The sequence below is a fragment of the Pseudoalteromonas sp. 13-15 genome (assembly GCF_001468205.2).
In the GTDB taxonomy this organism is placed as follows: Bacteria; Pseudomonadota; Gammaproteobacteria; order Enterobacterales; family Alteromonadaceae; genus Pseudoalteromonas; species Pseudoalteromonas marina.
Genome location: NZ_CP019162.1, coordinates 3,135,922 through 3,159,938 on the forward strand (window position 1 = coordinate 3,135,922; position 24,017 = coordinate 3,159,938).

Annotated in this window: 24 protein-coding genes; 3 read left to right on the forward strand and 21 right to left on the reverse strand. The window is 36.9% G+C overall.

Translation table 11 applies throughout. The features are described 5' to 3' along the window. Positions 1 to 128: 128 nt before the first annotated feature. Entirely contained in the window at positions 129 to 1,439 is a 1,311-nt protein-coding gene (locus ATS72_RS14515; RefSeq protein WP_058428391.1) for a hypothetical protein, read from the forward strand. An 83-nt stretch (positions 1,440 to 1,522) separates the two neighbouring features. Here ATS72_RS14515 and ATS72_RS14520 read toward each other — a convergent pair whose 3' ends face one another. The 6 genes from ATS72_RS14520 to ATS72_RS14545 form a co-directional block, all read right to left on the reverse strand. Beyond that, complete coding sequence (locus ATS72_RS14520) at positions 1,523 to 2,059, reverse strand: hypothetical protein (protein ID WP_008128829.1); 537 nt, start codon at positions 2,057 to 2,059, stop codon at positions 1,523 to 1,525. Beyond that, positions 2,056 to 2,949: a hypothetical protein gene (locus tag ATS72_RS14525; protein WP_235591583.1), complete on the reverse strand. Its 894-nt coding sequence runs from the start codon at positions 2,947 to 2,949 to the stop codon at positions 2,056 to 2,058. Before ATS72_RS14525 ends, ATS72_RS14520 begins: the two co-directional genes overlap by 4 nt. Before the next feature lie 79 nt (positions 2,950 to 3,028). Then, the gene (locus tag ATS72_RS14530) at positions 3,029 to 4,420 is read right to left on the reverse strand and encodes a transglycosylase SLT domain-containing protein (RefSeq protein ID WP_058428393.1); all 1,392 of its coding nucleotides are present in this window, start codon (positions 4,418 to 4,420) and stop codon (positions 3,029 to 3,031) included. Between the two features lie 13 nt (positions 4,421 to 4,433). Further along, positions 4,434 to 5,210: an ETEC_3214 domain-containing protein gene (locus ATS72_RS14535; protein ID WP_008128838.1), complete on the reverse strand. Its 777-nt coding sequence runs from the start codon at positions 5,208 to 5,210 to the stop codon at positions 4,434 to 4,436. A 69-nt stretch (positions 5,211 to 5,279) separates the two neighbouring features. Further along, the gene (locus ATS72_RS14540; protein ID WP_010555722.1) at positions 5,280 to 5,858 is read right to left on the reverse strand and encodes a hypothetical protein; all 579 of its coding nucleotides are present in this window, start codon (positions 5,856 to 5,858) and stop codon (positions 5,280 to 5,282) included. 285 nt (positions 5,859 to 6,143) lie between these two features. Further along, complete coding sequence (locus ATS72_RS14545) at positions 6,144 to 7,040, reverse strand: LysR family transcriptional regulator (RefSeq protein WP_058428394.1); 897 nt, start codon at positions 7,038 to 7,040, stop codon at positions 6,144 to 6,146. A 133-nt stretch (positions 7,041 to 7,173) separates the two neighbouring features. On the opposite strand from ATS72_RS14545, the gene ATS72_RS18975 reads away from it, so the two are divergent. Next, positions 7,174 to 7,320 carry a zinc-binding dehydrogenase gene (locus tag ATS72_RS18975; protein WP_257790775.1) on the forward strand — a complete coding sequence of 49 codons (147 nt, stop codon included), beginning with the start codon at positions 7,174 to 7,176 and terminating at the stop codon, positions 7,318 to 7,320. Between the two features lie 105 nt (positions 7,321 to 7,425). Here the strand turns inward: ATS72_RS18975 and ATS72_RS14555 are convergent, their stop codons facing one another. From ATS72_RS14555 to ATS72_RS14605, 11 genes are all read right to left on the reverse strand, one after another. Beyond that, positions 7,426 to 9,606 carry a GAF domain-containing hybrid sensor histidine kinase/response regulator gene (locus ATS72_RS14555; protein ID WP_058428395.1) on the reverse strand — a complete coding sequence of 727 codons (2,181 nt, stop codon included), beginning with the start codon at positions 9,604 to 9,606 and terminating at the stop codon, positions 7,426 to 7,428. A gap of 364 nt (positions 9,607 to 9,970) precedes the next feature. After that, positions 9,971 to 10,525, reverse strand: a complete 555-nt coding sequence (locus ATS72_RS14560; protein WP_058428396.1) for a hypothetical protein — start codon at positions 10,523 to 10,525, stop codon at positions 9,971 to 9,973. Positions 10,526 to 10,530: 5 nt separating this feature from the next. Beyond that, positions 10,531 to 11,016: an RNA polymerase sigma factor gene (locus ATS72_RS14565; protein WP_058428397.1), complete on the reverse strand. Its 486-nt coding sequence runs from the start codon at positions 11,014 to 11,016 to the stop codon at positions 10,531 to 10,533. Then, entirely contained in the window at positions 11,016 to 11,723 is a 708-nt protein-coding gene (locus ATS72_RS14570; protein ID WP_058428398.1) for a hypothetical protein, read from the reverse strand. The genes ATS72_RS14565 and ATS72_RS14570 overlap by 1 nt, the downstream gene beginning before the upstream one ends. A 114-nt stretch (positions 11,724 to 11,837) precedes the next feature. After that, the gene (locus ATS72_RS14575; protein WP_058428399.1) at positions 11,838 to 12,629 is read right to left on the reverse strand and encodes a hypothetical protein; all 792 of its coding nucleotides are present in this window, start codon (positions 12,627 to 12,629) and stop codon (positions 11,838 to 11,840) included. A gap of 163 nt (positions 12,630 to 12,792) precedes the next feature. Then, positions 12,793 to 13,308, reverse strand: coding sequence for a DNA starvation/stationary phase protection protein Dps (dps, locus tag ATS72_RS14580; protein WP_058428400.1), 516 nt, complete (start codon positions 13,306 to 13,308; stop codon positions 12,793 to 12,795). 239 nt (positions 13,309 to 13,547) lie between these two features. Next, positions 13,548 to 13,910 carry a DUF2237 family protein gene (locus ATS72_RS14585; protein WP_058428401.1) on the reverse strand — a complete coding sequence of 121 codons (363 nt, stop codon included), beginning with the start codon at positions 13,908 to 13,910 and terminating at the stop codon, positions 13,548 to 13,550. Positions 13,911 to 14,113: 203 nt separating this feature from the next. Then, positions 14,114 to 14,893, reverse strand: coding sequence for a DUF2189 domain-containing protein (locus ATS72_RS14590; RefSeq protein ID WP_058428402.1), 780 nt, complete (start codon positions 14,891 to 14,893; stop codon positions 14,114 to 14,116). A gap of 225 nt (positions 14,894 to 15,118) precedes the next feature. Beyond that, entirely contained in the window at positions 15,119 to 15,880 is a 762-nt protein-coding gene (locus tag ATS72_RS14595; protein ID WP_058428403.1) for a DUF6515 family protein, read from the reverse strand. Positions 15,881 to 16,155: 275 nt separating this feature from the next. Beyond that, on the reverse strand, positions 16,156 to 17,235 hold the full coding sequence (locus ATS72_RS14600; protein WP_058428404.1) for a methyl-accepting chemotaxis protein: 1,080 nt from the start codon (positions 17,233 to 17,235) through the stop codon (positions 16,156 to 16,158). 228 nt (positions 17,236 to 17,463) lie between these two features. After that, the gene (locus ATS72_RS14605; RefSeq protein WP_058428405.1) at positions 17,464 to 19,347 is read right to left on the reverse strand and encodes a propionyl-CoA synthetase; all 1,884 of its coding nucleotides are present in this window, start codon (positions 19,345 to 19,347) and stop codon (positions 17,464 to 17,466) included. Between the two features lie 183 nt (positions 19,348 to 19,530). Here ATS72_RS14605 and ATS72_RS14610 point away from each other — a divergent pair, with 183 nt between their 5' ends. Continuing rightward, the gene (locus ATS72_RS14610; protein WP_058428406.1) at positions 19,531 to 19,935 is read left to right on the forward strand and encodes a nucleotide triphosphate diphosphatase NUDT15; all 405 of its coding nucleotides are present in this window, start codon (positions 19,531 to 19,533) and stop codon (positions 19,933 to 19,935) included. Here the strand turns inward: ATS72_RS14610 and ATS72_RS14615 are convergent. The 4 genes from ATS72_RS14615 to ATS72_RS14630 form a co-directional block, all read right to left on the reverse strand. Beyond that, a complete protein-coding gene (locus ATS72_RS14615) occupies positions 19,925 to 21,013 on the reverse strand; it encodes a polysaccharide lyase family 7 protein (protein WP_058428407.1) in 1,089 nt (362 codons plus the stop codon). The two genes, ATS72_RS14610 and ATS72_RS14615, sit on opposite strands and share 11 nt — an antisense overlap. Positions 21,014 to 21,117: 104 nt before the next feature. Next, positions 21,118 to 22,074, reverse strand: a complete 957-nt coding sequence (locus tag ATS72_RS14620; RefSeq protein ID WP_058428408.1) for an alpha/beta fold hydrolase — start codon at positions 22,072 to 22,074, stop codon at positions 21,118 to 21,120. A 46-nt stretch (positions 22,075 to 22,120) separates the two neighbouring features. Beyond that, the gene (locus ATS72_RS14625; protein ID WP_033034961.1) at positions 22,121 to 22,891 is read right to left on the reverse strand and encodes a substrate-binding periplasmic protein; all 771 of its coding nucleotides are present in this window, start codon (positions 22,889 to 22,891) and stop codon (positions 22,121 to 22,123) included. Positions 22,892 to 22,984: 93 nt separating this feature from the next. Further along, complete coding sequence (locus ATS72_RS14630) at positions 22,985 to 23,986, reverse strand: AraC family transcriptional regulator (protein WP_058428409.1); 1,002 nt, start codon at positions 23,984 to 23,986, stop codon at positions 22,985 to 22,987. Positions 23,987 to 24,017 lie beyond the last annotated feature (31 nt).

Genomic DNA, 24,017 nt, shown 5'->3' on the forward strand with positions numbered 1-24,017 from the left:
GAGGTACTTAATCGCGGCTTGTTTACAAATTATTGCAATTTTGTAACCGTTTTGGTGGTGGCTATCTTGTTATTGCTTTTGCTAATTAGAGATAATGCTAGGTGAACCAATTTAACGGACTAATTAAAATGAATAAATTTATACTTACCCCGCTTGCTATTACACTTTCTTTAACGCTTAGCGCATGTGGTGGCTCTTCATCAGAAAGTAGCTCTGGCGGCTCGTCAAGCGGTGGTAACACTGCCCAACTTCAAACTATTGCTTTACAAACATTAACTCGCGAATGCGGGGCTGATTCTGCGTATCAAGCAGATGTTGTTTTTCATAGTGATGATGGTGATGCTATCGGTTCTGTTAAAACCGATGCAGAAGGTAAATTTTCAGGTGAGTTACCCTCAGGCACCAAGCATGTATCAGTATTAGGTGATGTGTTTGATGAAGAAGACGGTGGTTATAAGCAAATTATCACTGAGCTTAACATAGAAAATAGAACTAATTTAGGCACCTTTTATTTTAATGACTTCACAGGTGATTGTGGATGTACTGAATATAGTGTTGATACAACAGCGCTAAGTACGATTGCGTCTGATTACACAATATATCAATCACAAGGTAACGAAGTTTCGGGGTCTGTAAATGTTTGCCCGAATGATAATAAGCTTTATTTAACGGCGCTTTCTAGTTACTCAGTTGATGCAAAAGCTGCCGTTATTGATATACCGGTAAACTCATCAGTTATTACCCTAACAGATGAAGATTTTATTCATGACGGTGTTGAAGTTCCTGTTCAATTAGATATTGATGCAGATTATGCTAGTACTCGAGGTTATATAGAAGCTGATAATACGTATAGGTTTGTTCAATATAGTGGTTCTGAAATATCAAACACGCTTTTTGTATTCCCAACAGTGACTGAGCATAATTTTTATGTGCAACTTGATTTTATGTCAGACCTTATGAATGTAGATGGTGTTGACGTTGAGTTTCAAAGCTATGCCCGAAGCGCAGTAGATACTAATGGTGATTATCAGCTGACCACACTTCCGATCGTTACTGACGATTTAGGATTTAGTTTACTTCAATTTGCTGAAAACAATGATTCAAGTTTTGACTTTGGTAATGTTGACAATCGGTTTGCTCGCACAATATGGGGTTACAGCTTTTTAGTTGATGATTCTGCTGAAAGTCGATTTGATTGGACAATAAAAGCGGGCATAAGTGGTCAAATTCCAGATTTGTCTTTTGGTAGTGTGTTCCCTGAACCCACTGATGAGGTTATTTTAGAAGAGTTAACGGTATTGCTTTATGGCTATGCCGGTAATGCAACCGATGCAAACAGTTATGCAAAACTTTTAGATACGATGTCTGAAGGTGGGCATTTAACTAAGCCAGAGTTTAGTAATTATGTATATACATTTGTAAGTGCTGAAATATATTAGTCATTGCGTTTGGTTTTGTATTAAAAGGCCACACTTGTGGCCTTTTAAAAATAATGTTTTAGCTTTCGGTCGACGTAAAAAATTTATTGGGTAAAATCAATATTCTCAATTAGGTGTACCGTAACATCAGCACTGCACGTTACTGTTAAGTTACTTGCTTTAGTTGGTAGTGTTTGGCATTGCAAGTTTTTTACTTGTGCAATTCCAGCTGTTTGTGCGACGGCCTTTTCAGAAAAATCCTGTCTTGAATAGCGTGTGTTACTTTTGTTTGAGTCAACATTAATAACAGTCGTATTAGTCTTCGATGTTGAAGCAATAACAACACCGTTTACTTCCTCTGTAGCTAGTTGAACTATTTCTTTTTTGGCGCGTTCTCTTAAGCTTTTTACAGTTTCCTCATCATTACCCATCACCGTGGTAGATCTGTTTAATGTTTTAACAATAGGGTTATTATTAATATCTTTTTTGTAATGTATTTTAAAGCTACCACTCGATTTTTCGGTTTGCTGAGGTTTTATTTTATTGCTTTCAGCTAAAGGAATAACGATGTCGTATTCATTATTTTTACTGGAAGCACACCCCGCTAAAAAAGTAATTAGGATTAGCGGTAATATTTTCATTTTAGGCCTCTTTGTTTTTTATGCGCATCACTTAATACTTTGTAGTCTTCCACCTCTTTTATTGAATCAAGAATATCAAAGTTTCTAGGATCAATAAGATTCGCTTTTGTCATTAAGTCATAAGCTTCAGTATGTTTGCCCTGCATTAATTTTATTAAACCTTGGTTGTGAAGGGCTATGGCTTGATCTTCAATTGAATTACTATTTTGAGCAACTTGTTCAAAAATACTAAAAGCTTGGCTTAAACGGTCTTTTTTTACATACTCTATACCTAAATCAATATTTTCATCTTCCCCATTTAGGTAATTAAGTTTTACTAAAGAACGATATGGGGAAACTTGTTTAACAACAAAATCAGCCGCCTTTTCTATTAAAAAGTCAGCAACTTCAGAGTCGGTCCGGAGCTTATCTTTTGCTTTACTTCTATTTTCGCTTGAGCTTTTTTCTTTACTGTAAGTAAATGTTTCAGAGGCACTATTTAGTGTTTGCTGGCCATAAATAACGTAATAAGTTAGGGTTAAAGTTTGTTTAACCGATGCATGATAGCTGTACCACGTTTCTTTTTTTCCTTCATGCTTTTCACTCCATGAATTACGCTCTACTCGAGATGGTGAGATTTCACCAACCAGCTTATAGGGGGAATTGGCATGTACCTTTACATATCCATGTCTCATTAATTTAGATTTTATTTTTGCCGAAAGCGCATTTCCCTTAATGTTATATTTATCGCCGTTAAAACCAACTACAGCAATATGATCAAGAGCAAGGCCTGACTTACTAGGCATATTCATTGTTGAATCAATTTCAACTTTTGAAGCGCAGCCAGTAAGTACAGCCAATAAACTAAAAAAGTATAATGAATGTGTGAATGTTTTTTTAATATTTAGCATCGCTTTTTCCATTTCCATGTTGAATGTGAAACTAACGCCTTTTTTGCTGGAAAGGCAATTAATCACCCGATAAGTGGTTTTAAATTTGGTCCATAGACTTATAAATAGGTTGACGCTCTAGCACCTTTTGTAAATACTTTTTTGTTTCTTCGTATGGAAGGTCTCTAATAAGCTTGTTATAGACCTCTTCAGGCGTCATTTTATTTATTATGTTAGAAGCTTTATTGATATTTCTTGAGTTATCGGTGTTAAAGGCTTTAGCTACGTTCCCTGCACCGGTGTTGTAAGCTGCAATCATGCAATAAAACCGACTTTGCTGATTACTTATCTTAGCCAAATAGCGTGTGTTTAAAAGGTGCATATATGCAACACCTGTTTCAATATTATTCTTTGGGTTGAATAAATACTCCTTGCTCATGATGTTCTTTTTCTTATGTAAAAAAAGATTAACATCAGCTCCTGCACTTATAGGCACAATCTGCATTAAACCAAAGGCGGGGATTGGAGATTCTGCTTGAGTATTAAAGTGACTTTCAGTATGGATAATCGAAAAAAGCAAACTCTCGGGCAACCGCCAATGCTTACTATGCTTACTAACGATATTTTTATAGGGGGCTGCTTTTTTTATAAAACTGCGATGGGCAAGCGGTATGGTGTAGGTGGTAACTCGTTTATTTTTTAGCTTTTCTCTTTGTTGCATCGCGTTAGCTCCTACTTGCGACGCTTTTAAGCTTTTTATACGCTGTGTTTTTTCTGATTCTATTTTTGCTATTTCTGAAGTCAATTTCTTTTTAGCGAGTGAATTTTCGCTATCTAGCTGAACAGGTGATGATACTTGTAAAGACATATCAAACACTTTTTCAACTTGTTGGCGAGCTTCAATAGCTTGCTTATTTATTTTATTAATTTCTTTTTCTATCAATGCTTCAGGCTGTGTAATCACTTCAACCTGCGTTTCAACGGGAGAGATATTTTCTATATTTTTTTTAAGTATCTTAAATGAAGTGCTATTTATTTTGCTCGCTACCACTTCATTAGCATTTAACGCACTTTTTAGAGCGTTACTGATATCTTTTGTAGAAACATGTTCTTGCTCGTTGTGCAAAATGCTAATACTTATCTGGTCATTCTCATAGTCAATAGTGGTTTTTGCTTTGTTATCAGGGCTATAGTAGGTCGTTTGACTAGAAAGCTGAGGTTCTGTTTCACCCCACGTGTTAATGAGCTTGTCGCGTATATCATCAAGTTTTTTAAAATGTTTGCGTCTAAAATCTTGATATTCAGATAAGTAGGTTTCTTTCCAGTCGTTAAACTCTTTTAGTTCTTCTGCACTGCCTTCTTTTTCTAAAGCGGCCATTTCTTGCTCTAGCTGCTCAAATGGGTCATTTGTTTGTTGAGCTGAAACTTCCGTTACATTTAGCATTAAGGTGGTAAATAGTGGTACATATAAATTAAGTTTGAATAAACTCATAAAAAAACCTTTATCAACTTTTTGTTAATGTTTGGTACTCAAATCGGGTGAGTAAAGATTCTGCAACAATTTTGCTTTCTAATTCACTGACTGCATAATAGTTGGGCTTTATCTTCGCTCGTAATGATTCAACTTCCTTTTTCAACTCATTAAGGTTATCTGAATAGGTAGCCAAAGAATCCATCGTGTTAATACTTGTTTTTATTGTTGCTAAATACTTTTCTGGTACTTTTACGGAGCCAGGAACTGCGGCGTAGCCAATAAACCCTTTGGATAAAGAAAGAAACATTTTTTCTTTACCAAGATTTTGAGATTCTAGATAATAAGTCAAGTTACGATTGTCAAAGCTGTATTCAAATTCACTTGAATTTTTCTCTAAAATTGTTGATTCGCCCAGTGGGCCCGAGAAAGGTATCACAGGAGAAAAATCTGAAATACGTGACACTACGGAGTAACCATTAATACGCTTGTCAGAGGTGATGACAGTAAAGATAAACTTTTTTCTAATGTAATAGTAAAACTCAACATCAATATCTATTCGTGACCTTTTTACTGCGTTAGGCTCCCCTAGAAATGTTTTGATGTAAGCGATGCTATTACCTATGTTAACTTTATCTATCTGCTTATACTGAACTTTATGTGTGAAGTTCTCTACGAACGCAGAGTAAGCACTTTTAAGAACATCTTTTGTATCACCCCACTGTCCAATAGAAATCAATATAGCGGCTATCATTAAGATAGAGCTTTGTACTTTTTTCCAGGTTGATGTTTGATTATTATTTTCTGTCATATTTTTACTTATAATAGAAAACTTCACGCATAGTAATTTGGTGAAGTTTTTTGACCGACAACTATGCAATTAATTGGTTAGTTTTTTTATTTCTTGATCTAGGTCGTTTTCGGCTTTTTTGGCTTTGAATTCTTGATACAAAAACTTTTCGTCAGCGGGGTTTATGGTTCGTTGACTTTGTTTAAGAATGTCATTGAATAAGGATTTTGTTTGATTTGGTTCAAGGGCTGTAAGTACACAAAAATGATCTTTTCCAGATATATTAACAATATCCGATTTTATTAGCCTAGAGCCCTGCAATTTTTGCTTGGTTAGTTGCTTTGAAACAGAACTAAAGCTTGTACCAACAGTAGTATCGTCGTTTGCGTCTGTACGATTGCTATATGTTTTTTCAAGCCCTTCAATACGTGTTTCTATTTGTTGTGCTAGCGCTAGACGACTGTTTGCTGTTGCGAGTTTTTTATCAATAGATAAGTTGCCTGAGAACTTCACACAATCTGTCGCGGCAATGCCTTCACTTACATGAGGGTTTAAAACCCAGTCAGGCAGATTTGAAACAGGTGTACTTGCGCTTTTTTCTGCAACTGTATTACAGCCAGCAATAACAACAACGGCAACAGATGTTAATAATGTGCGGGATATTTTCATATAGTCACTAACCTTGTAGTTAATTTAGGTGAAAATTTAAGCAGACACTAATTGTATGTTTGTAGAATAGTTTTATTTGTGTAAAGGAGGGAATGAAAAACTGCATTATTTGATTGCCTCCATGCTTAAATCACTAGTTTTAAAGAATAAACCAAATTATTAATAATTAATATAGATTAGTGTTTTTAAATAATTTTTAATACGCACAGGTATTTAAATTCTTTAACAGAAACAACTTTATGTTTTTAAGTACTATACCTAGTTGAAAGTTTAAGAGCGTGCCACTCACGCCGTTTCCCAATATGGTATTTCGCCATAATACTTTATAAAAAAGTCGATAAATGCACGTACTTTTGGCGCGAGCAACCGGGAGCTTGGGTATACAGCCCAAATAGCGGCATTTGAATCCATTGGGTAATCTTTTAGTATTTGAACTAGGGTGCCTTCTTTTAATGCGTTGTGGGCGCACCAAATAGACGAAATAGTAATACCTGCATCATTAATACACGCATCCCTTATCGACTCTCCATTATCAATACGAATACTGCCTTTTACCTTAACTTTTTCAATGCCATTTGGCGTTTTAAAGCTCCAGTAGTCAATCCCAATTAATTTAATACAATTATGGTTGAGAAGATCCTGTGGTGTTTTTGGTTCTCCGTGTTCTGCTATGTAGTCTGGTGAGGCGCATATAATTCTATGGTCGCGGGCTAACTTTCTGGCTACGAGGGTTGAATCGTTAAGCTCGGCATTTCTGATAGCGATATCAAAACCACCTTCTACCATGTCTACAATACTATCGCTTTGTCTTAAATCGACTTTAAGCTCAGGGTGCTGATCAATAAAAGCTTTAAGTGCGGGCACTATATGCATACGACCAAATGAGGAAGGGGCTGCAACACGAATCGTGCCTTGGGGGGTAAAAGAGCCTGCGCCTACAGCTGCTTTTGCACTATTTATAGCATTTAATATTTCTTCAGCGTGAGGTAAAAACTCTCGGCCTTCTTCAGTTAAAGATACTCGCCTTGTTGTACGGTGAATTAGTTTTACACCAAGCGATTCCTCAAGCTTAATAATATGCATGCTAGCTACCGGCGGCGAAAGGCCAAGTTCCGCGCCTGCTGAACTAATATTGTGTGTAGAGGCGACTCGAACGAATAACTTTAGGTGTTCATTGTTCATTATTAAAGCCTATTATTAATTAAATTTTAAAACTAGCTGTTCATTTGAGTGTATTATCATGGGTATCTCTTGTAAATATACTGGCTGTTTAAACTAAACAAGGGGGTACCATAAATGCCAGCAGCATGGCGAAATACTAGCTAACCCTGCAACAATTATTGATGAAGGGCGCCTATTGCCTGTGTTAGACAACATTGAATTTAATCTTGAGGATGCAGGTAAAACGCATGATGGCCTTGCTAGTGGTGAAGGTATGGGGAAAGTGGTTATTTCACTATAAATTGTCGTGTCGGCTTAAGCCGAGCACTGATTAAATGTGCCCGGCTTTTTTATTATTTATAGGCAAAATTACTCTATAAAGATTTACGGTTAAATAGTCATAAATTCAATTGAGATCTATTTGTTTTGATAAAAATAACGTAGTTAAGTCTGTTATTTTTATCAGGGCTTCTTTATCTGCGTGGGTCCATGATATTTTCGCTCCAATACTTTCACAGCAAATCACGCCTAGTGCCTTATTATCTTTAAAATAAATGTAGTCAAGTAGTGAGTAAATATCGTATGGCTCAAAATAGCTTTTGGTAAAGCCTTTTGTAACTTCGTGATTTCTTGCATCGGGGGCATCAAGTATTTGGTGGCTTAGTATGTAGTTAAAGTAATCTGGGTAGTCTTTTGCTGTTAATACTGAGTCAAGAATGACTTCATCGTTCTCATCAAGGCACATTAAGCAATTTATCTCAGAGTATTCTTCATTAAACAGCCATAAGCTGACTCTGTTGGCCGCAGGTATTAATCTTTTTAGTTCACGGCATGTTTGTTTAAGTTTATGTTCTCTTTTAATGCTCGGGTCACTAATTTTTATTGCTAAGTCTTTGAGATTTTCGTTGTTTGGATTGTAAACATTAAGCAAGCTGTTCAAGCTATCTTTGTTAAATGGCTTAGTTAAATAACCGTCCATGCCAATATTTAGGTAATGCTCAATATCTTGTTTCATTGTGTTGGCAGTCATGGCAATGATAGGTATTGATTTACCGTTTTTCAGTGCTCTTATGGCCTTGGTTGCTTCAACTCCATCCATTACTGGCATTTGAATATCCATAAAGATTAAATCAACGTGGTTGTTAACAAAGTAATCAATACACTCTTTACCGTTTTCAGTAAAAATCACTTGAGTGTTGTGCGCTTTTAACATTTTATTGACGACGATTTGATTTATTTTATTATCTTCCGCAACTAAAATAACACAGCCTTGTAAATCAGTTACTTCTTTGTTTTTCTTTAGCAAACTATCTAAAATCGATGCTTCAAAGCTTTGCTGATAAATAAATGTAGAGCCTTCATTTTCTTGGCTGGTAAAACTGATTTTCCCACCCATTAAATGACTTAACTTATTACAAATGGAAAGGCCTAACCCTGTACCACCAAATTTACGAGAGGTAGATGAATCAGCTTGATGAAATTCTTTAAATAAGTTTGCTTGTGCTGCTTTGTTTATCCCTATACCTGTATCTATGACCTTAAATGTTATGTTCTGTGTATTTAAAGAGTGACCTTTTAAGTTAATTATTAAATCAACGTGCCCAGCTTGAGTAAATTTAATTGCATTTGAGCATAGGTTATTTAATATTTGCGATATTCTTAGTGGGTCACCTTTTAATGTTTCAGCCACTTTTTTATCTATTGATACATTAAACTTTATACCTTTATCAGAGGCTTGTTTTTTTAGTGGCTCAATTACACCATTAACAACGTCTTTAAGGTTAAAGTCGATATGTTCAATATCTAATTTTCCAGCTTCTATTTTTGAAAAATCTAAAATATCATTCACTATATTGGATAAAATATTGGCTGAGTTTAGAATACTTTTTAGCGCAATATCTTTTTCACTATTACTGCTGTCAGATAAGCCAAATTCGGCCAAGTTTAAGATACCGTGAAGTGGTGTTCTTAGCTCATGCGACATATTAGCTAAAAATTTACCTTTTAAATTATTGGATGTATCTGCTTCAGCTTTTAGTTTTTCAAGCTCTTGAATATGAGTTTTTTGCTGTTCTAATGCTTTACTTAGTTCTCTGTTTTTTAGCCTTAACTCTAATTGGCCTATTACCTCTTTACTTAAAATAGTTAACGCACTAATTTGTTTTTTAGTTAATTTTTTAGGTTTATCACTAATTACACATAAAGTACCAATTGTACTGCCTTGCGGTGTGATAAGGGGGGCACCTGCATAAAAGCGAATGTTTGGATCGTTGGTTACTAAAGGGTTGTCGTGAAAGCGCTCATCAAGTAAAGCATTTTGTATTTCAAATACTTGGTCTTGCAAAATAGCATGGGAGCAAAACGCAATATCACGCTCTGTTTCAGTCGCATCAATACCGTATTTTGATTTAAACCATTGTCTTTGCGGATCGACTAAGCTTATAAGTGATATGGGGGTATCACATATATCTGAGGCAAGTTGAGTTAAGTCATCAAATACTTTTTCTGCTTCTGTATCTAATATTTCGTACTCATATAATGCTTTTAATCGAGATTGTTCATCCGCTGGAATTCGCGCTTTTTGCATAGTAATACCTAATGTTTATATAGCGTTACTATAGAAGTAAAGTGAACTGAATGACAACTTTTAACTACAAGTTACAATAAAGAGACAAATATTCGTTAGCTTTATTATAGACAGCCCGCCATTTACAAAAAGTTATTGATTTACATTAAGCTCAATAAAAATAAGTTGGAAGGTTAATTAATCAATTATAAAAATTTAACGGACCTTTATTGGGTATAGTAGCGGTAAGCACTGTACCTTTGAAATTAAACCAACCAAACAATTATATATTGTTTATTTTAATGGATTTTAAATATCATTAGATATTTAATTTAGTTTACAGTTTTGGTGTAAACACCTTATTGAGTAGCTTAAGCTGGAAAATCTACTTTAAACTTTCAATTAGCTTTAGCTTACTTTCAAAATTTAGCTTTACATGAATGAAGCGAGCTAGTGTGGCAATTAGTACCAAAGTGCCAATACCTACTTGTGTGAGCCATATTGTTGTGTGGTTATACATTAAAATGCTCACGGCCGCAGTGATGCAAAGTGCTGCCCACAAAATAGAACAGCCTATAAGGTTTAAGCGCCAATAGTTTATTTGATTAATGAGCTGCTGCTTTTTAAAAAGTAGTAAACCATTAACATCTAGGGTGTGTGTTTTTATTAGCTTTTTGCGCTGAATAAATGCCCATACTGAAAACCCAATTGGTAACGGAGTTAAAATTGCGTATAACACTTGCTCAGGAGTGCTAGTTGCTTCAAAAACTAATGCATAGATACAAAATAAGCTAACAAATGCGCCTGCAATTAAGTCGAACCATGCTTTAATTGATTGTTTTTTTCTTGCCGATGTAATTTGGCCCAGTAGTGCGGCAGTATCCAGTTTTGGAGTCGCATTTTTATAGTCTTTTTGCCATTGTTCTAATAGTGGATCCATAATTATTATTGCTCCATGAGCTTTTGAAGTTGCACACGTGCGCGGCTAGCGCGCTTGGCAACGTTCGCTTCGTTTAGACCTAACGTATGTGCTATTTCGGCTTGGTTAAAACCTTCTAATTGAAGAGAAATAACTTGCCTAAATTTTAATGGTAGCTGTCTCATCGCTGTCATTAAATCATACGTGTTATCGCTGTGTTGGTGAGAATCAGTACTAACCAAGTCAAGTAAAGGGTCGCTTAAATTATGACGATCTTGGCGACGTGTTTCTTTTAAAACATGATCGACAGCACGGTTGTGTGCGACCCTAGCAATAAAGGTCTTCATACTTGAATCGCCTCTAAAGTTTTCTACTGCATGCCAAACAGCTAACGATATATCTTGCAGTAGGTCCTCTCTAAGTGCTTGGTCTGCTTCATGTGTTGCAGCAATACGCGCCATTAAAGGTGCGTATTGCAGTAGTATCTCATGAATATGATCCCTTTTTTCCACTAGGCTTCCTTGTTTTTAATGAATACACTTCTGTAAGCAATATAGCTTATACACGTGAGTATAGGACCCGTAATAATCGCACTTAATAAAAAAGTATAAGGGGCTAACAATAGACTTAAGAAAGAAATTAGCGCGATTAAACACATTGGTTTAAACGCATAGAAAAAAGCATTTAGGCTACTTTTTAATGCTTGCAGTAGGTTTTTTTCACCAAGTAAAACACAATAGCTTGCAAAACTGACAGGCAGTGTAACAGGAATAATTGAGGCAAAAATAATACCTAGTTGCCATTGGGTAACTTCAGTAGGCTGCGAAAATAAAAGTAAATTTATGCCATCATTTCCTAGTAAAAGCTTTGCTACAAATAACTGAATAAAAAAAGCAGATGCTAAAATTGCTGAAAGCGGAATCATGCTTAGCCAGTTTTTAGCTTTAAAAATCGACTTTAATGAAAATACTTTATGAGTGGCCAGATGATGAATGACGATAACAGCGCTACTGCCCACAAAAGTGGCAGCCCATTTGGAGGCTAGCATGCCATAAGGGGCGGGTAGTATTTGAAAAATACCTTCAATAATTAAAGGAAGCAGTAAAAATAAAAAAAGTTTTACAGGTGCTTGCTTAAAAAGTGAAAAACCGTCTTGAAGCCATTGATTAGCTTTATTAGCGGGTAAACTATGTAGTGGGGTTACTGTTAATGTATTCATAATTACTCTCCTTTTGATTGTTATGTTATTAGTCGATAACAATGAGAATAACCTGACATTTTATTTTTAATTAAAGTAAAAAATTTAAAACATAAAAATAGATTTATAATTAGATTAGCTTACACCACAAGCAGGATATAAATTAAGCACTTCAGTAACTACTTGACCAAATAGAGCTTGTTCTTGCTTTGACAAATTAATAGTTGGGTCAAATTTCATGATATCGGCGGGTCGTGAAGTAATTATTTCTGAAAAAGTCATTGCTGTTAATACATTGCCTGCATAAGAGGCATGGTTGCCATCATCCATATGTAGTTTTGCATTTGGCATTAACACTAAAAGCCTGTTCCAAACAAGGCCAATAGGAGCTACGCAGCTAGGTTGTTTAGCGCTTATTGATAAATGTAAGTCGTATACACGCTGGCCTTCTTTAGGGTTGCCTCTTTGTGGGTGTTCAGGAAATAAAATAGGTGTAATATTTTGTGCCTTGGCTGATGAAATTAAATGCTCAGCGGCATCAGTAGGGTAAGTTGTTAAACCAGACTGAGAGTATTTTTGGCCTTGAAAAATGGCATGGCTTAGATTTTTGTTTTTAAGTTTGTCTACGTTTGCCCTAATACTCACAATATTATCTAAAAAAGGTCCCGACACTGTGGTTGTTTGAACTGACTTATCTGGGTATTGGTTTTCGATTATATGCTCAATGATCCGCCCTAACTGACTGCTGTGACTATTGCCATAAATAATAATGTTGTAATTATCTTCGATATTGTTTTGTGTAATTGGAGTCGGACTTTCACTTGTATTTGATTGCGGAACTTTGGTATTACTGCTGCCTGAACCGCAGGCTGATAAAAAGATTAAAGAAAAAAGCCAAAATTGTTTAGGGGTATTAAAACTTATCATACTAATTTGTACCAATATTGAAAACTACTTACTGATACTAGTAGGTTAATTCTTATGCCACAAGTTCTTGCACGGCTCAAATACCTTAGTGATATTTTGTTTTATGATTTAAACAAAAAGCCCAGCAAAAATGCTGGGCTAAGGTACTTAGGTAATAAAGGTATTATTGCGTTAATTCACCAGTAGCTGACTCTATGTGTGCTCTTACAAACCACTGAAATTGCTCAAGATCGGCAAGTTGGCTTATTAACATATCTTCAGATACTGGATCTAAATCTGATACCGTTTCGATGGCTTTACGGTGATCGGCATTAATACCGTTGTACACTTTATCTAACGCGCCTAAATGCTCGGTAACAAGTCCTTTACCTAATGAATATTCGTTCCATGTACGGCGGTCAACAATTGACTTAGGTGTCCCTACTGGTATGCCGCCTAAAGTGGCAATACGCTCGGCTATTGTATCTGTCATTTCGCGCACAGCTTCAACCTGAGGGTCTAGCATTTCATGCACACCAATAAAATTAGGACCAACAACATTCCAATGAATATGTTTTAGTGTTAATTGAAGATCTATAAGTGCAACCATGCGGTTATCTAAGGCTGCGATAGTTTTTTCAGCTGATTCGTTGCTCATACCTGGTGCAGTAAATTTAGCTTGCTTATTTGTATTGCTCATAACTTCTCCTACTTAACTATTTAATATTTTCACGTAGTCCTTTACGTAATAAATACGTGATAATTGTATGAAGCAATCAATATGCCGAAAGTTAAACTAAATAAAATTGTTTTAAATCAGTCGCTTGTGTTTTTGCTTTTGTTTGGTTTTTTATTAATATGAGGTGGTTATGAAAAGTCTGCATCTTTTTGTAAAATTTGCAGACCAAACAGATTTGCTGAAACTAAACTAGAATATTTTTAACGGGTGTATTCATGTGCCTTTAGTAATTCAAGCGGTATTACTTCAAGCGATTTTTTATTAGTGGCCTGCAAGATTACTGGCGGCGCAACGTTTGCTTGTTGCGCATGAAGCCATCTTATTGCGCATAAACACCATTTGTCGCCAGCTTTTAAGCCTTTAAAATCGTAAAGTGGATTGGGCGTTATGAGATCATTACCTTGTGACTTCGAAAACTGTAAAAATTCTTCGGTCATAATTGCACACACACTATGATTACCGCGATCAGAGTCTGGTACATAGCAAAAACCCTCGCGAGTATACCCGCCATTCCCACAGCATAACTGCAACCGGGAATCCAGAACGTTAAATTGATTTGCCATTAGGTGCCTTAAGTCATTATGTTTAATACAGTAAAAATTACTTTATCAGGCGCTAAAAAGTATAGCTACTAAAGTGAGGATGTTTAATTATGACTTTTTAAAAAAATCGGGGTACTTAAATGCAGGGAGGAGGGGAAAAGTATTATTTGTGCCACAAACTAGTTTCACTAGATCGTGGCACAAGTTACGTTAATGTTTGTTAACTATTCGTATTTTCTGGCTTTTTTAGTTTTGATTACTGCAATGTATGCGTGCCAGCTTGCATAGCTAAGTAGTGGCATAATCACAATAAACCCAACAGCCCCAGTTACAAAACCAAGCGCAACCATTAGGAAAATACATATTGACCAAACAACCATCGGCGCAAAGTTATTTTTAACGGCGTTAATAGATGAGACGATAGCTGTCATTATGTCTACGCGTCTTTCCATCATAATTTGTGGTGTAAATGCAGACACTGAAAAAACAGACACGAGTAAAACGCCACCTGCAATTGTACCAAGCGTTAAAAATGCTGACAGTTCTTCAAATGTTGGGTTAGCGTAGTTAGGGTATAAAGCATGAACAAGGGCGGCAATGCGCATCCACGCAATCATTATTACAAGTAATAATATTGCAAAGCCCCACTCTCCAACAGGGTTTCTAAACATCGACTTTAGCGAATGCCTAAAAGTGGGTTTGTGGCCTTTTTCGAGTTCCCATGCTACGTCGTATAGGCCGGCTGCGAAAGCGGGTCCAATTAAAACAAACGCAACAGTGGCGGGTAAAATTACAAATACGCTTTGTGCAAAAAATGCAGAGTAGATAATAGCTGCAGGAATAATGCTAAACACTAGGCCATAAATCACAGTAAGCAACGGGGCTTGGGTCATATCTTTAAACGCAAGTGCTAACCAGTGAAATGCAGCAAATGTATCTACTTTGTTACACTCTATACAGCGAGCAAATTCGGTGTTTTTTTCAATTGTTTTTGTTGTAGGCATAAGTGGAGCTCCTCTATAAAGCCTCTATTTAGGTTTAGGTCATAAACGCTTTATTTACAAATATTAAACAGACATACGGAGCTAAAATTAAAATTGTTCACTAAATGAACGTTTTATGTTTTTTAGTAGGGGTATTACAAAAGGAAATTTTATAAGAGGATTGCTGAAATCTATATTAATAAAGTACTACTTAACCTGTAGGCAGGTTAAGTAGTTAAATAATGCTCAGCCTAAGCTGATTGCTAGGTATTGTATCTCATCACCATTTATTTGTGGCAAAAAGTAAATATCGTTGTATTTAAAATATTGCTGAGAGTTTATGGTAACTGGCTCAGCTGACGATGGTAGTTCATCGTAAACTTGCCCTAAGCTATAGTCGAAGACGTTGCCAATTTTAATAGCTTTGTTGCGCTGAATTATTGGCGCATCTACCACTTTATAGCCGCCGTTATCAGCAATATAAAAAACGTTCTGATAAGCATAATATGTGGTGTTTCGATGTTTCATACGCGAATAATGTCTAGGAAGTTTTTTAATGCGCAGTCCGCGAGGTGGCATCACAGCGTGATAGCCTTTTTTAGCTTTTCGGTAGTAAATGCCGTCATTAAAGCTAAATGAAATTCCATTAAACCAAATAGAAGTACTTCTTCTTGGCAAGTGCCTTATGTATCTATTTTCTTTGTAATAACGCGGCTTATACCTATTAGTTAGGTAGTTATATTTATGATTGTCGAAACGTAGTTGTTTACGCTTTTCTTGCTGCTTTTTTTGTTTGTTCTTTTCTTTTTTACGGTCTTGGCGCTTTTCTTTTTTATGCTCTATGCGTAGTTTTTTTTCATGGCGACGTTCATCGCGCTTATACTCAATGCGTTTAGGGTTTTCGTGCTTATAATTTTTATGAGCTTCTCGCTCGTTGGGGGCTGCAATTGCGGTGCTTGAAAGCGCGCTAATGGCAATTATACCCGATAGTAAAAATGTAAGTTTCATAGTGTGCCTCGTTTATGTTGTTACATAACTAGGCTTAATATTAACCTCTGAAACTGAACATTAACTGACCTATTTAATGTTTGGACGTTCCTTTACATTGCTTTACGTAAGCTAAACAGTTTCTTACTTATTATTACAGTTTTAAACAGGGCGCTTTAAACAATCTATACATGTGATAAAAAAAGAGTGCAGGTTAAAATTAAAGACTAACTTATAAGCCAAGCTATTAAAATTTAAATCATTTTAATAGCTTGTTCATTAGTGCTTAGCTGGGGCTAACAAATCTCATCGAGTAAATGCATCACACGTTCGCTGGCTGCTTCCATTTTATGAATATGCTTAATTGCAGATTCTTTATCGCCATTTTGAATTGAGTGCAGAGCCGCAACACCATTTTTATGTACTTCACTATGCGGGTTTTCTAATTGTTTAAATGCATTGGTGTGCTTAAATTCAGCAGACTGCTCTGAACTATACCATTGGCCTAATCGGCACATTGTATGATCGCTAAAGTCATTAATTGACTTGTTGCTTTGGCCATTTGCTACTGCGTAAATGTCACCTTTCCATACAACATGATCTAGTTTAACGGTTTGAATAAACGACAACGTAGCAGCCTGAGAAATCGTATTTTTCATGTTGTTACAAAAATCGATAATTGAAGTGTAATCGGTATTCAGTGCATCAAAATTATCACTTAGGTGCGAACTATTTTCTTTAATACCTTCTACTGATACCACTGTTTCATCTGTTTTGTTAATAATTTCTTTTACTAGGTCGGCCACTTCTTGCGCTGACTTATTCGTGTTTGTTGCTAGCACCCTTACTTCATCTGCTACAACACTAAAGCCTCGGCCAGCTTCACCCGCACGGGCAGCTTCAATAGCAGCGTTAAGTGCTAATAAATTTGTTTGATCTGATATTTTACTAATTGTTGAAACAAACGTACTGATTTTACCGGCCATGCTAGCTAGGCCTGAAATGTTTTCAGTCATGCTTCCCATTTTACTGGTCATTAAATCCATTTCTTTGACAATATGATTTAGCGAGCTATTTGATTTTTCGAGCAGGGTGTTTATCTTATCGCTTACTTTGTTTTCTTCATCAATTTTAGAGTAAGAGCCCAATACGGTTTGTCTTATATCTTCGATTTGAGCAACACCATTGATAGAGCTGGAAAGTAATGAGTGAGTGAAACTATGATCTTCATTATTATTTGGGTTATTTAACTCTTCAATTAGAGAAGTATTTTCATTGATAAGCGTTGTATTTTTATTACGTAAACTCTCAATTTCTTTTTTTAGTTGGTCATTTTCGTTTTTCAATATCGAGTAGGTTGAACTTAAAACAAACATATTTAGACCTTGATTTTTAAAAAATAATTTACATTTAGTTATCATTATAGAGGTAAAATTTTATTGAGCCTATATTTAAAATCACTGTTTGTTATTAAAAAGTGACTAAGCGTTTACCTACATTCTCTTATTTGTTTCAGTTAACTCCTTTTTAACTCTCTATATACCCATGTCCTAATAAACAAAGCCACTTTTTATTAATTATAAAGTGGCTTTGTTTGGTTGGGTTTAACGCAGGGTGAGTTGTTGGTTTATTTCATCAAAAATACCGGCGTCGTCTATGGTTGAAGGGATTTGTAGTTCGTCGCCATCAATAAGTTGGCGTAAGTTTTTACGTAGTATTTTTCCGGAACGAGTTTTAGGTAAGCGCTCTACGCTAACTATATTTTTTAAACACGCTATGGCGCCAATTTGATTGCGCACTGAGGCAATAAGTGCTTTTTCGACTTCTTCGCTTGACCCTGTAAAGTCATTTTTAAGTACAATCATGCCCATTGGGAGCTGGCCTTTTAGTGGGTCGTTAACACCAAATACAGCGCATTCGGCAACCGCAGGATGAGCCGCTACAATTTCTTCCATTTCGCCGGTAGAAAGTCTGTGGCCTGCAACATTTATAACGTCATCAGTGCGGCCCATTATGAACAAGTAGCCGTCTTCATCTATATATCCGCCATCGCCAGAGAGGTAGTAGCCCTCGTATTCACTTAAATAACTGGCTTTAAATCGGGCTGTGTCTTGCCAAATAGAGGGTAAGCATCCGGGTGGTAAAGGTAGTTTTATAACTACGGCCCCTTGTTCGTTAGCTGCGCATTCATTACCGTCCATGTCGAGTATACGAACATCAAACCCCGGTGTAGGTACGGTTGAACTGCCAGGTTTGGTTGTTAATGTTTCTATTCCTACTGGATTACACGCAATGGCCCAGCCTGTTTCGGTTTGCCACCAATGATCGAGTACCGGAAGTTGAGTTTTCTCTTTTAGCCAATTGTATGTGGGCGGATCGAGGCGTTCGCCTGCTAAAAATAATCGTTTTAAACTAGAGGTATTATATTTTTTAAAGCCTTCAGCATTAGGATCTTCTTTTTTGATTGCTCTAAATGCTGTGGGGGCACTAAATAAGGCGCTTACTTTATATTCTTCCACTACTCGCCAAAAAGCAGTGGCGTCGGGAGTGCGCACAGGTTTGCCCTCATATAATACGGTTGCACATCGGTACATTAATGGTGCATACACAATATAAGAGTGCCCAACTACCCAGCCAATATCTGAGGCGGCCCAAAATACCTCGCCCGGCTCCATACCGTAAACAGTTTTCATACTGTAGTTCATCGCTACGGCGTGCCCGCCATTTTCACGTACAACACCCTTTGGGGTGCCTGTTGTACCTGAAGTATATAAAATATAAAGTGGATCGTTGCCATTTAAAGGTGTTGGATCTGCCGCCTGTGCGGTTTGCATTGCGTGTGTCCAATCAATATCGCGTTCGTTGACCATATTGGCAGTAACTTGGTCGCGCTGATAAATAATACAGTGATCTATTTTATGATTGGCAAGCTCTATGGCGTCATCAATAAGTGGCTTGTATTCAATGATGCTATCGACCTCTACACCGCAAGAAGCGCTCAGTATCAGTTTAGGTTTTGCATCGTCTATACGAACGGCAAGTTCATGCGCTGCAAACCCACCAAATACCACGGAGTGTATAGCGCCTAAGCGAGCACAAGCTAACATACCAATAACAGCTTGTGGGATCATGGGCATGTAAATCACTACACGATCGCCTTTTTGTACACCAAGTGCTTTTATTACGCCTGCAAATTTAGCGACTTCTTGTTGTAGTTGAGTGTAAGTATAAGTTTGCTTTGTATTGGTAACAGGCGAGTCGTAAATCAGCGCAGTTTGGTCACCAAAGCCTGCAATTACGTGTTGGTCGAGCGCTAGAAAGCTGGTATTTAATTGTCCATCACTAAACCAATGATAAAGGCCATCTTTATCCTGCGTATATGCTTGGTTTGGTGTTTTGTACCAGGGAATGTTTTTACTTTGTTCTAGCCAAAACTGGGTTGGGTTTTGTTTAAAGCTCGTGTATTGCTGTTTATACAGGCCTGACATAATAGGCTCCTAAAACTAAATATGTATGAGAGACCTTACAAAAGGTAGGCTTTTTTATGTGCCTAGGCTATTCGACCTTGGTCGGCTAAAAGTTAATCACATGGTTAATATGCAGCAGCAGTGAGTTTGACAAATTAAGGCGCGCGGCTCAGCATAGCCTCATATTTGTAAGGAATTAATTGTATGAGTAACGACGTTAGAGTGGGTGTTGCCGTTATTATTATGCGACAAAACACTATTTTATTAGGTGAGCGAATTGGTGCGCATGGTGCAAATACATGGGCAACGCCGGGTGGACATTTAGAATTTGGCGAAAGCGTTGAGCTGTGTGCAATACGCGAGGTATTTGAGGAAACAGGGCTGAATGTTAGTCAAATAACTAAGCTTGATTTTACTAACGATATTTTTAGTGCTGAAAACAAACACTACATTACTTTGTACGTAAAAGCTGATTACGAAGGTGGTGAGCCTGTGCTAAACGAGCCAAATAAATGTATACAGTGGCGCTGGTGCGATATTAATAACTTACCTTCACCACTGTTTACATCACTTAAAAACTACTTAACTACAGCAATACTTACGGCTTAGTTGATGGGCTTAATATTAACTTTTTAAAGCTCACTTGTGCGTAGTCACCGTTTTGTTTGTCGAGTGCCCACTCGCCAGTGCCTAAACAACCAGGGTACCAAATACCTTTAGACGATTTAGTACTACATTGGTTATAAGCACCAGCCTTAAAATAATGCCAATCGGCAGCATAACCGTGCGGGTGATCTTTGTAGTCCACTTTGCCGTAGGCATCAACATTGTTTCCTAAGTTAATTGAGTAGTTAACATCCTCTTTGCCTTTTGCGCTAAAGGTAAGGTGCATTACATTACCATGTACGTTTACGGTATAGCTAAAATCTTCACCAAGCGCTATACCTTCAACACCCGGATCATTAGGGTTTTCCCACGTGTTTCCCCATACTGGGTATGTAATATCAGTTCGGTTAGGATCTGTTTTTGGTAAGTTACGTTCGTAGTTCCAAAAAACGGAGCCCATTTTATGGCCGGGCCATTTTTTGTAATAAATTTTAAGAGGCTCATTGCCCCAGCCATAACCCAGTTTTGTATCTATTAGGGCTTGGTCTTTCCCCGCATGAATTTGTCCTACCACCACAGAATATGCAGCTTTTTTACTTGAGTCTGTAGCGCGTAATGCCACATGATCAACCTTCAACGTGGCTTCCATTTTTCCACCTACAGAGCCAAAGCGCTCAGAGAGTGGGTGAACAGCTAATGCAAAATTATTTTTTGAACTTTTTGTTTTTATTTTTGTGTTAGTACCGCGGATCATTTGCCTTAACTCACTGCGGGTGTTGGTAGAGTTAGCGCTGGTTAATGCTTTATTTGGCGAGGTGAATACCATGTAACCTTGATCGTCAAGATAGAAAAAATCAGGGTGCGCGTAAGTTTGAATTTCTTCAACATCAATTGTGTCTATTTTACCGTCGTTGTTTAAATCAACAGGTACGTTTATTTTCCATTGTGATAAATCAAACTTTGATGCAGGAACAGGTGTATTGCTATCAATAGGTGTGCTTGTATTTGCGCAGCCCATAAACAGCAACGGAGTAACAGCAGCCAGTGCTGTGAGTTTAAAAGTAGATGTTAGGTTTTTCATTGTTGTCTCTGTGTGATGATGTTAATGAAGGACAATATCGACCTTGATTAACGTTAATCTAACATACCAATTTAAAATATCAATATTACCAATTTCTGTGTTTTTTATTTTTCACTTTTAGATTTGGTTATACCAATGTGGTTTTTGAGCTTTTTTTTAATGTATTTACGTTGTGCCTTTTTAATATGCTTTGTGAGCCATTTTGTCATTTTTGGCATGAGTTCTGGTGCAAAATTATGGCCCATACCAGGCACTATTTTTAGTTTTGCCTTTTTTATTAGCATGGCCGTTTTTTTACCTTCACCCACATTAATGACTACATCATGACTACCATGAATGACCAATGTAGGTGTTTTAATTTTTCGAATTAAATGTTGTCTATCTTTACTGGCAGCCATTGCAATGAGCTGGCGTCTGTAACCATTAGGGTTGTTTGAACGCTCAACTATTTGTGTTGCATGCAGGCGAAGTGCGTCTTCTGATTGAGGATAAGCGGGGCTGCCAATAAGTTGGTTAAGTTTAATGTTGTAATTAATTGCTTCATCACGGCTTGGTGTTTTTGGTTTTAATTTGGCAAGCTTAATAAATACGCCAATGCTTTTAGCGCTCAGCCTCGGCAAGCTTGAACTTGACATAATAGTGGTTAAACTTAGCACCTTTTTTTTATGTTGCGCAGCTATTAGCTGGGCAATCATTCCACCCATAGATGCGCCAACAAAGTGGGCTTTTTTAATTTTAAGGGCGCTCATAAGCGCCAATACATCGTTTGCCATATCATCGAGCAAATAGGGAGTTCGGCTTTGTATGGGAAGGCGCTTACTCAGCCAAGATTTCACTAAACTAGGAGAGGGGTAATGATCCAAATGAGTCGACAGTCCGCTATCACGGTTATCAAAACGGATAACTCTAAAGCCATTGTTAACCAAACCATAGTATAGTGAATCTGGCCATACGGTCATCTGAGCACCCAAACCCATTATTAGAATAACGGTAGGAGAGTGTTTATTGCCTTCATCTTGATAGTTAAGCGTTATACCGTGCGGTGTTTTAATTGTTCGCATAGCCAAGTTAGGTTATCAGCTTTACTAAAATTGTAGTGCGTATTTATTACAGTTTATTGGCAGTGGTAGGAAGCGGAAGTTTCCATTTGTTTAAAATTGCTTCGTACTCACCGCTTTTCTTAATTATTACAAGTGCTTGCGATAAGGCGTTGGCTGTACTTTCTTCAAGCATTTTATTACTGGCAAAATAAAGCGTTGAAGGAAAGTCATCTAAGTGAATGCGCTTGGTGATAAGGTTTGGATCTAAGCCCGACATTTTTAACTCGTTTTCTAATGTGAGTGTATTCATTAAGGCAAAGTCGATACGTTTTTTGTAAAGCATTTGCCAAAGTTGCTGGTAGTAGCTCACCAATACTAAATTTTTGTCTTCTTTAAAGCCCATTTGCTTTAAATACTTAGCACTTGAGTACCCGCGAATAGTGCCTATTTTATAAAACTTAGTGTGGTTTAAGTGTGTGGCTTGTGCTTTATTGCTTTTTAAGCTAACTACGTAGGCATCGGTAAAATAAACACTGCCTAACCATTTAAAGTTATTTGTGCGCGTAGGAGTTTTTAATAAAGAAAGTAAAATAGTGTTTGGATTACTTTCAAGCTCGTGAAATGCGCGCGCCATGGGCATTATTTCAAATTTAGCGTTTAATGATGTGATTTTTAAAACGGCTTTGGCTATATCAACAAGCGCGCCATCAGCTTGGCCATTCTCGTTTTTAAAGTGATAAGGGTGCAAATCTTCGGCAATAAAGTTTACTGTACTCATTGCATTTACCGCAGTACAAAACATAAATACAAAGGCGCTAATTACAACACGCAGGTACATAAAAAAGTCTTTTTTAGCCAACATTGGTTGAGTTTAAATAATATTGCCTGAAATATAAACTTAAATGTTTAATAAAAGTAAATCAAAGTTAAATTACCCCTTATTTGTTTTAAAGTATTCTAGTGGACTGCACGAATACCAACGTTTAAAAGCACGATTAAAAGAGCTTTGATCTTTAAATCCGAGCAGCAATGCTAGCTGTGCTAAATTAGGTTTATTAGGCAGTTCGTTAATACGTCGCTTTCGCTCGTTTTCAAGCATGAGGGTAAACGTTGTACCGTGCAATTTTAAGTGCCGTTGCAAGGTGCGTGGTGTCATACTTAGGGCATTTGCAGTGCGTATTAACGTACAGTTTTGTAAATCGAGCTTTGCCATTAAAATTTGGCTGACATTTTCAGTTATATTTTGCTGGTTAGTAAAAAGGCTTAATTGCTGATCAGATACTTGCTTAAGTGCTAAATGTATAGCAGCGTTATCAGTTTTAAAGTTAAGGCTTAAATAGCTGCTCGGAAAACAAATTTCGTTGTGTTTTGCATTAGTTAAAATAGGGCAATTAAACCATGTTGCTAGCGTATTTATTTGCGGTTGAGTAAAGCGGTGTTGAAAGCTAACTTGTGTCGGTGATAATTCGTTATTGAGTAATTGGCGTACAACACTCACCCAAGCTGTCATATTTCTTAATACTACTTGTTCATTACATTGAGCATGGGGAAACCAGCGGATAGTTGCCTGGCTTTTGTGTTGCTCAAATTGTGCTTGACCTATATTAGCCACTAGGCAGTCGTAATTTAAAAGCGCTTGTATAGCGTTGCCTAATCCGTTACTTGACTCGACTAAATATCCCAAAACGCCATAGTCCGCCGTACGAATATGCTGACCTAGTCTAAAGCCAAATAAAGGGTCTTTAAGTGTATTTTGAGCATAATTAAGCAATGCGTTATAGCTTTTGAGGCTTATGCGTGGTGATAGTTGTTGTTTTGTGCGATTACTAAATTCAGTAAAATTAATTGCCTTTAGAGCATCTTCATTATTTAAACCTTGGCTTTGTAGATAATCAAGAATACTAGAAAAGTAATGATCGGCAATGGTTTGCATTTGTCGCCTAAAGCTAAAAAATGATCGCGTA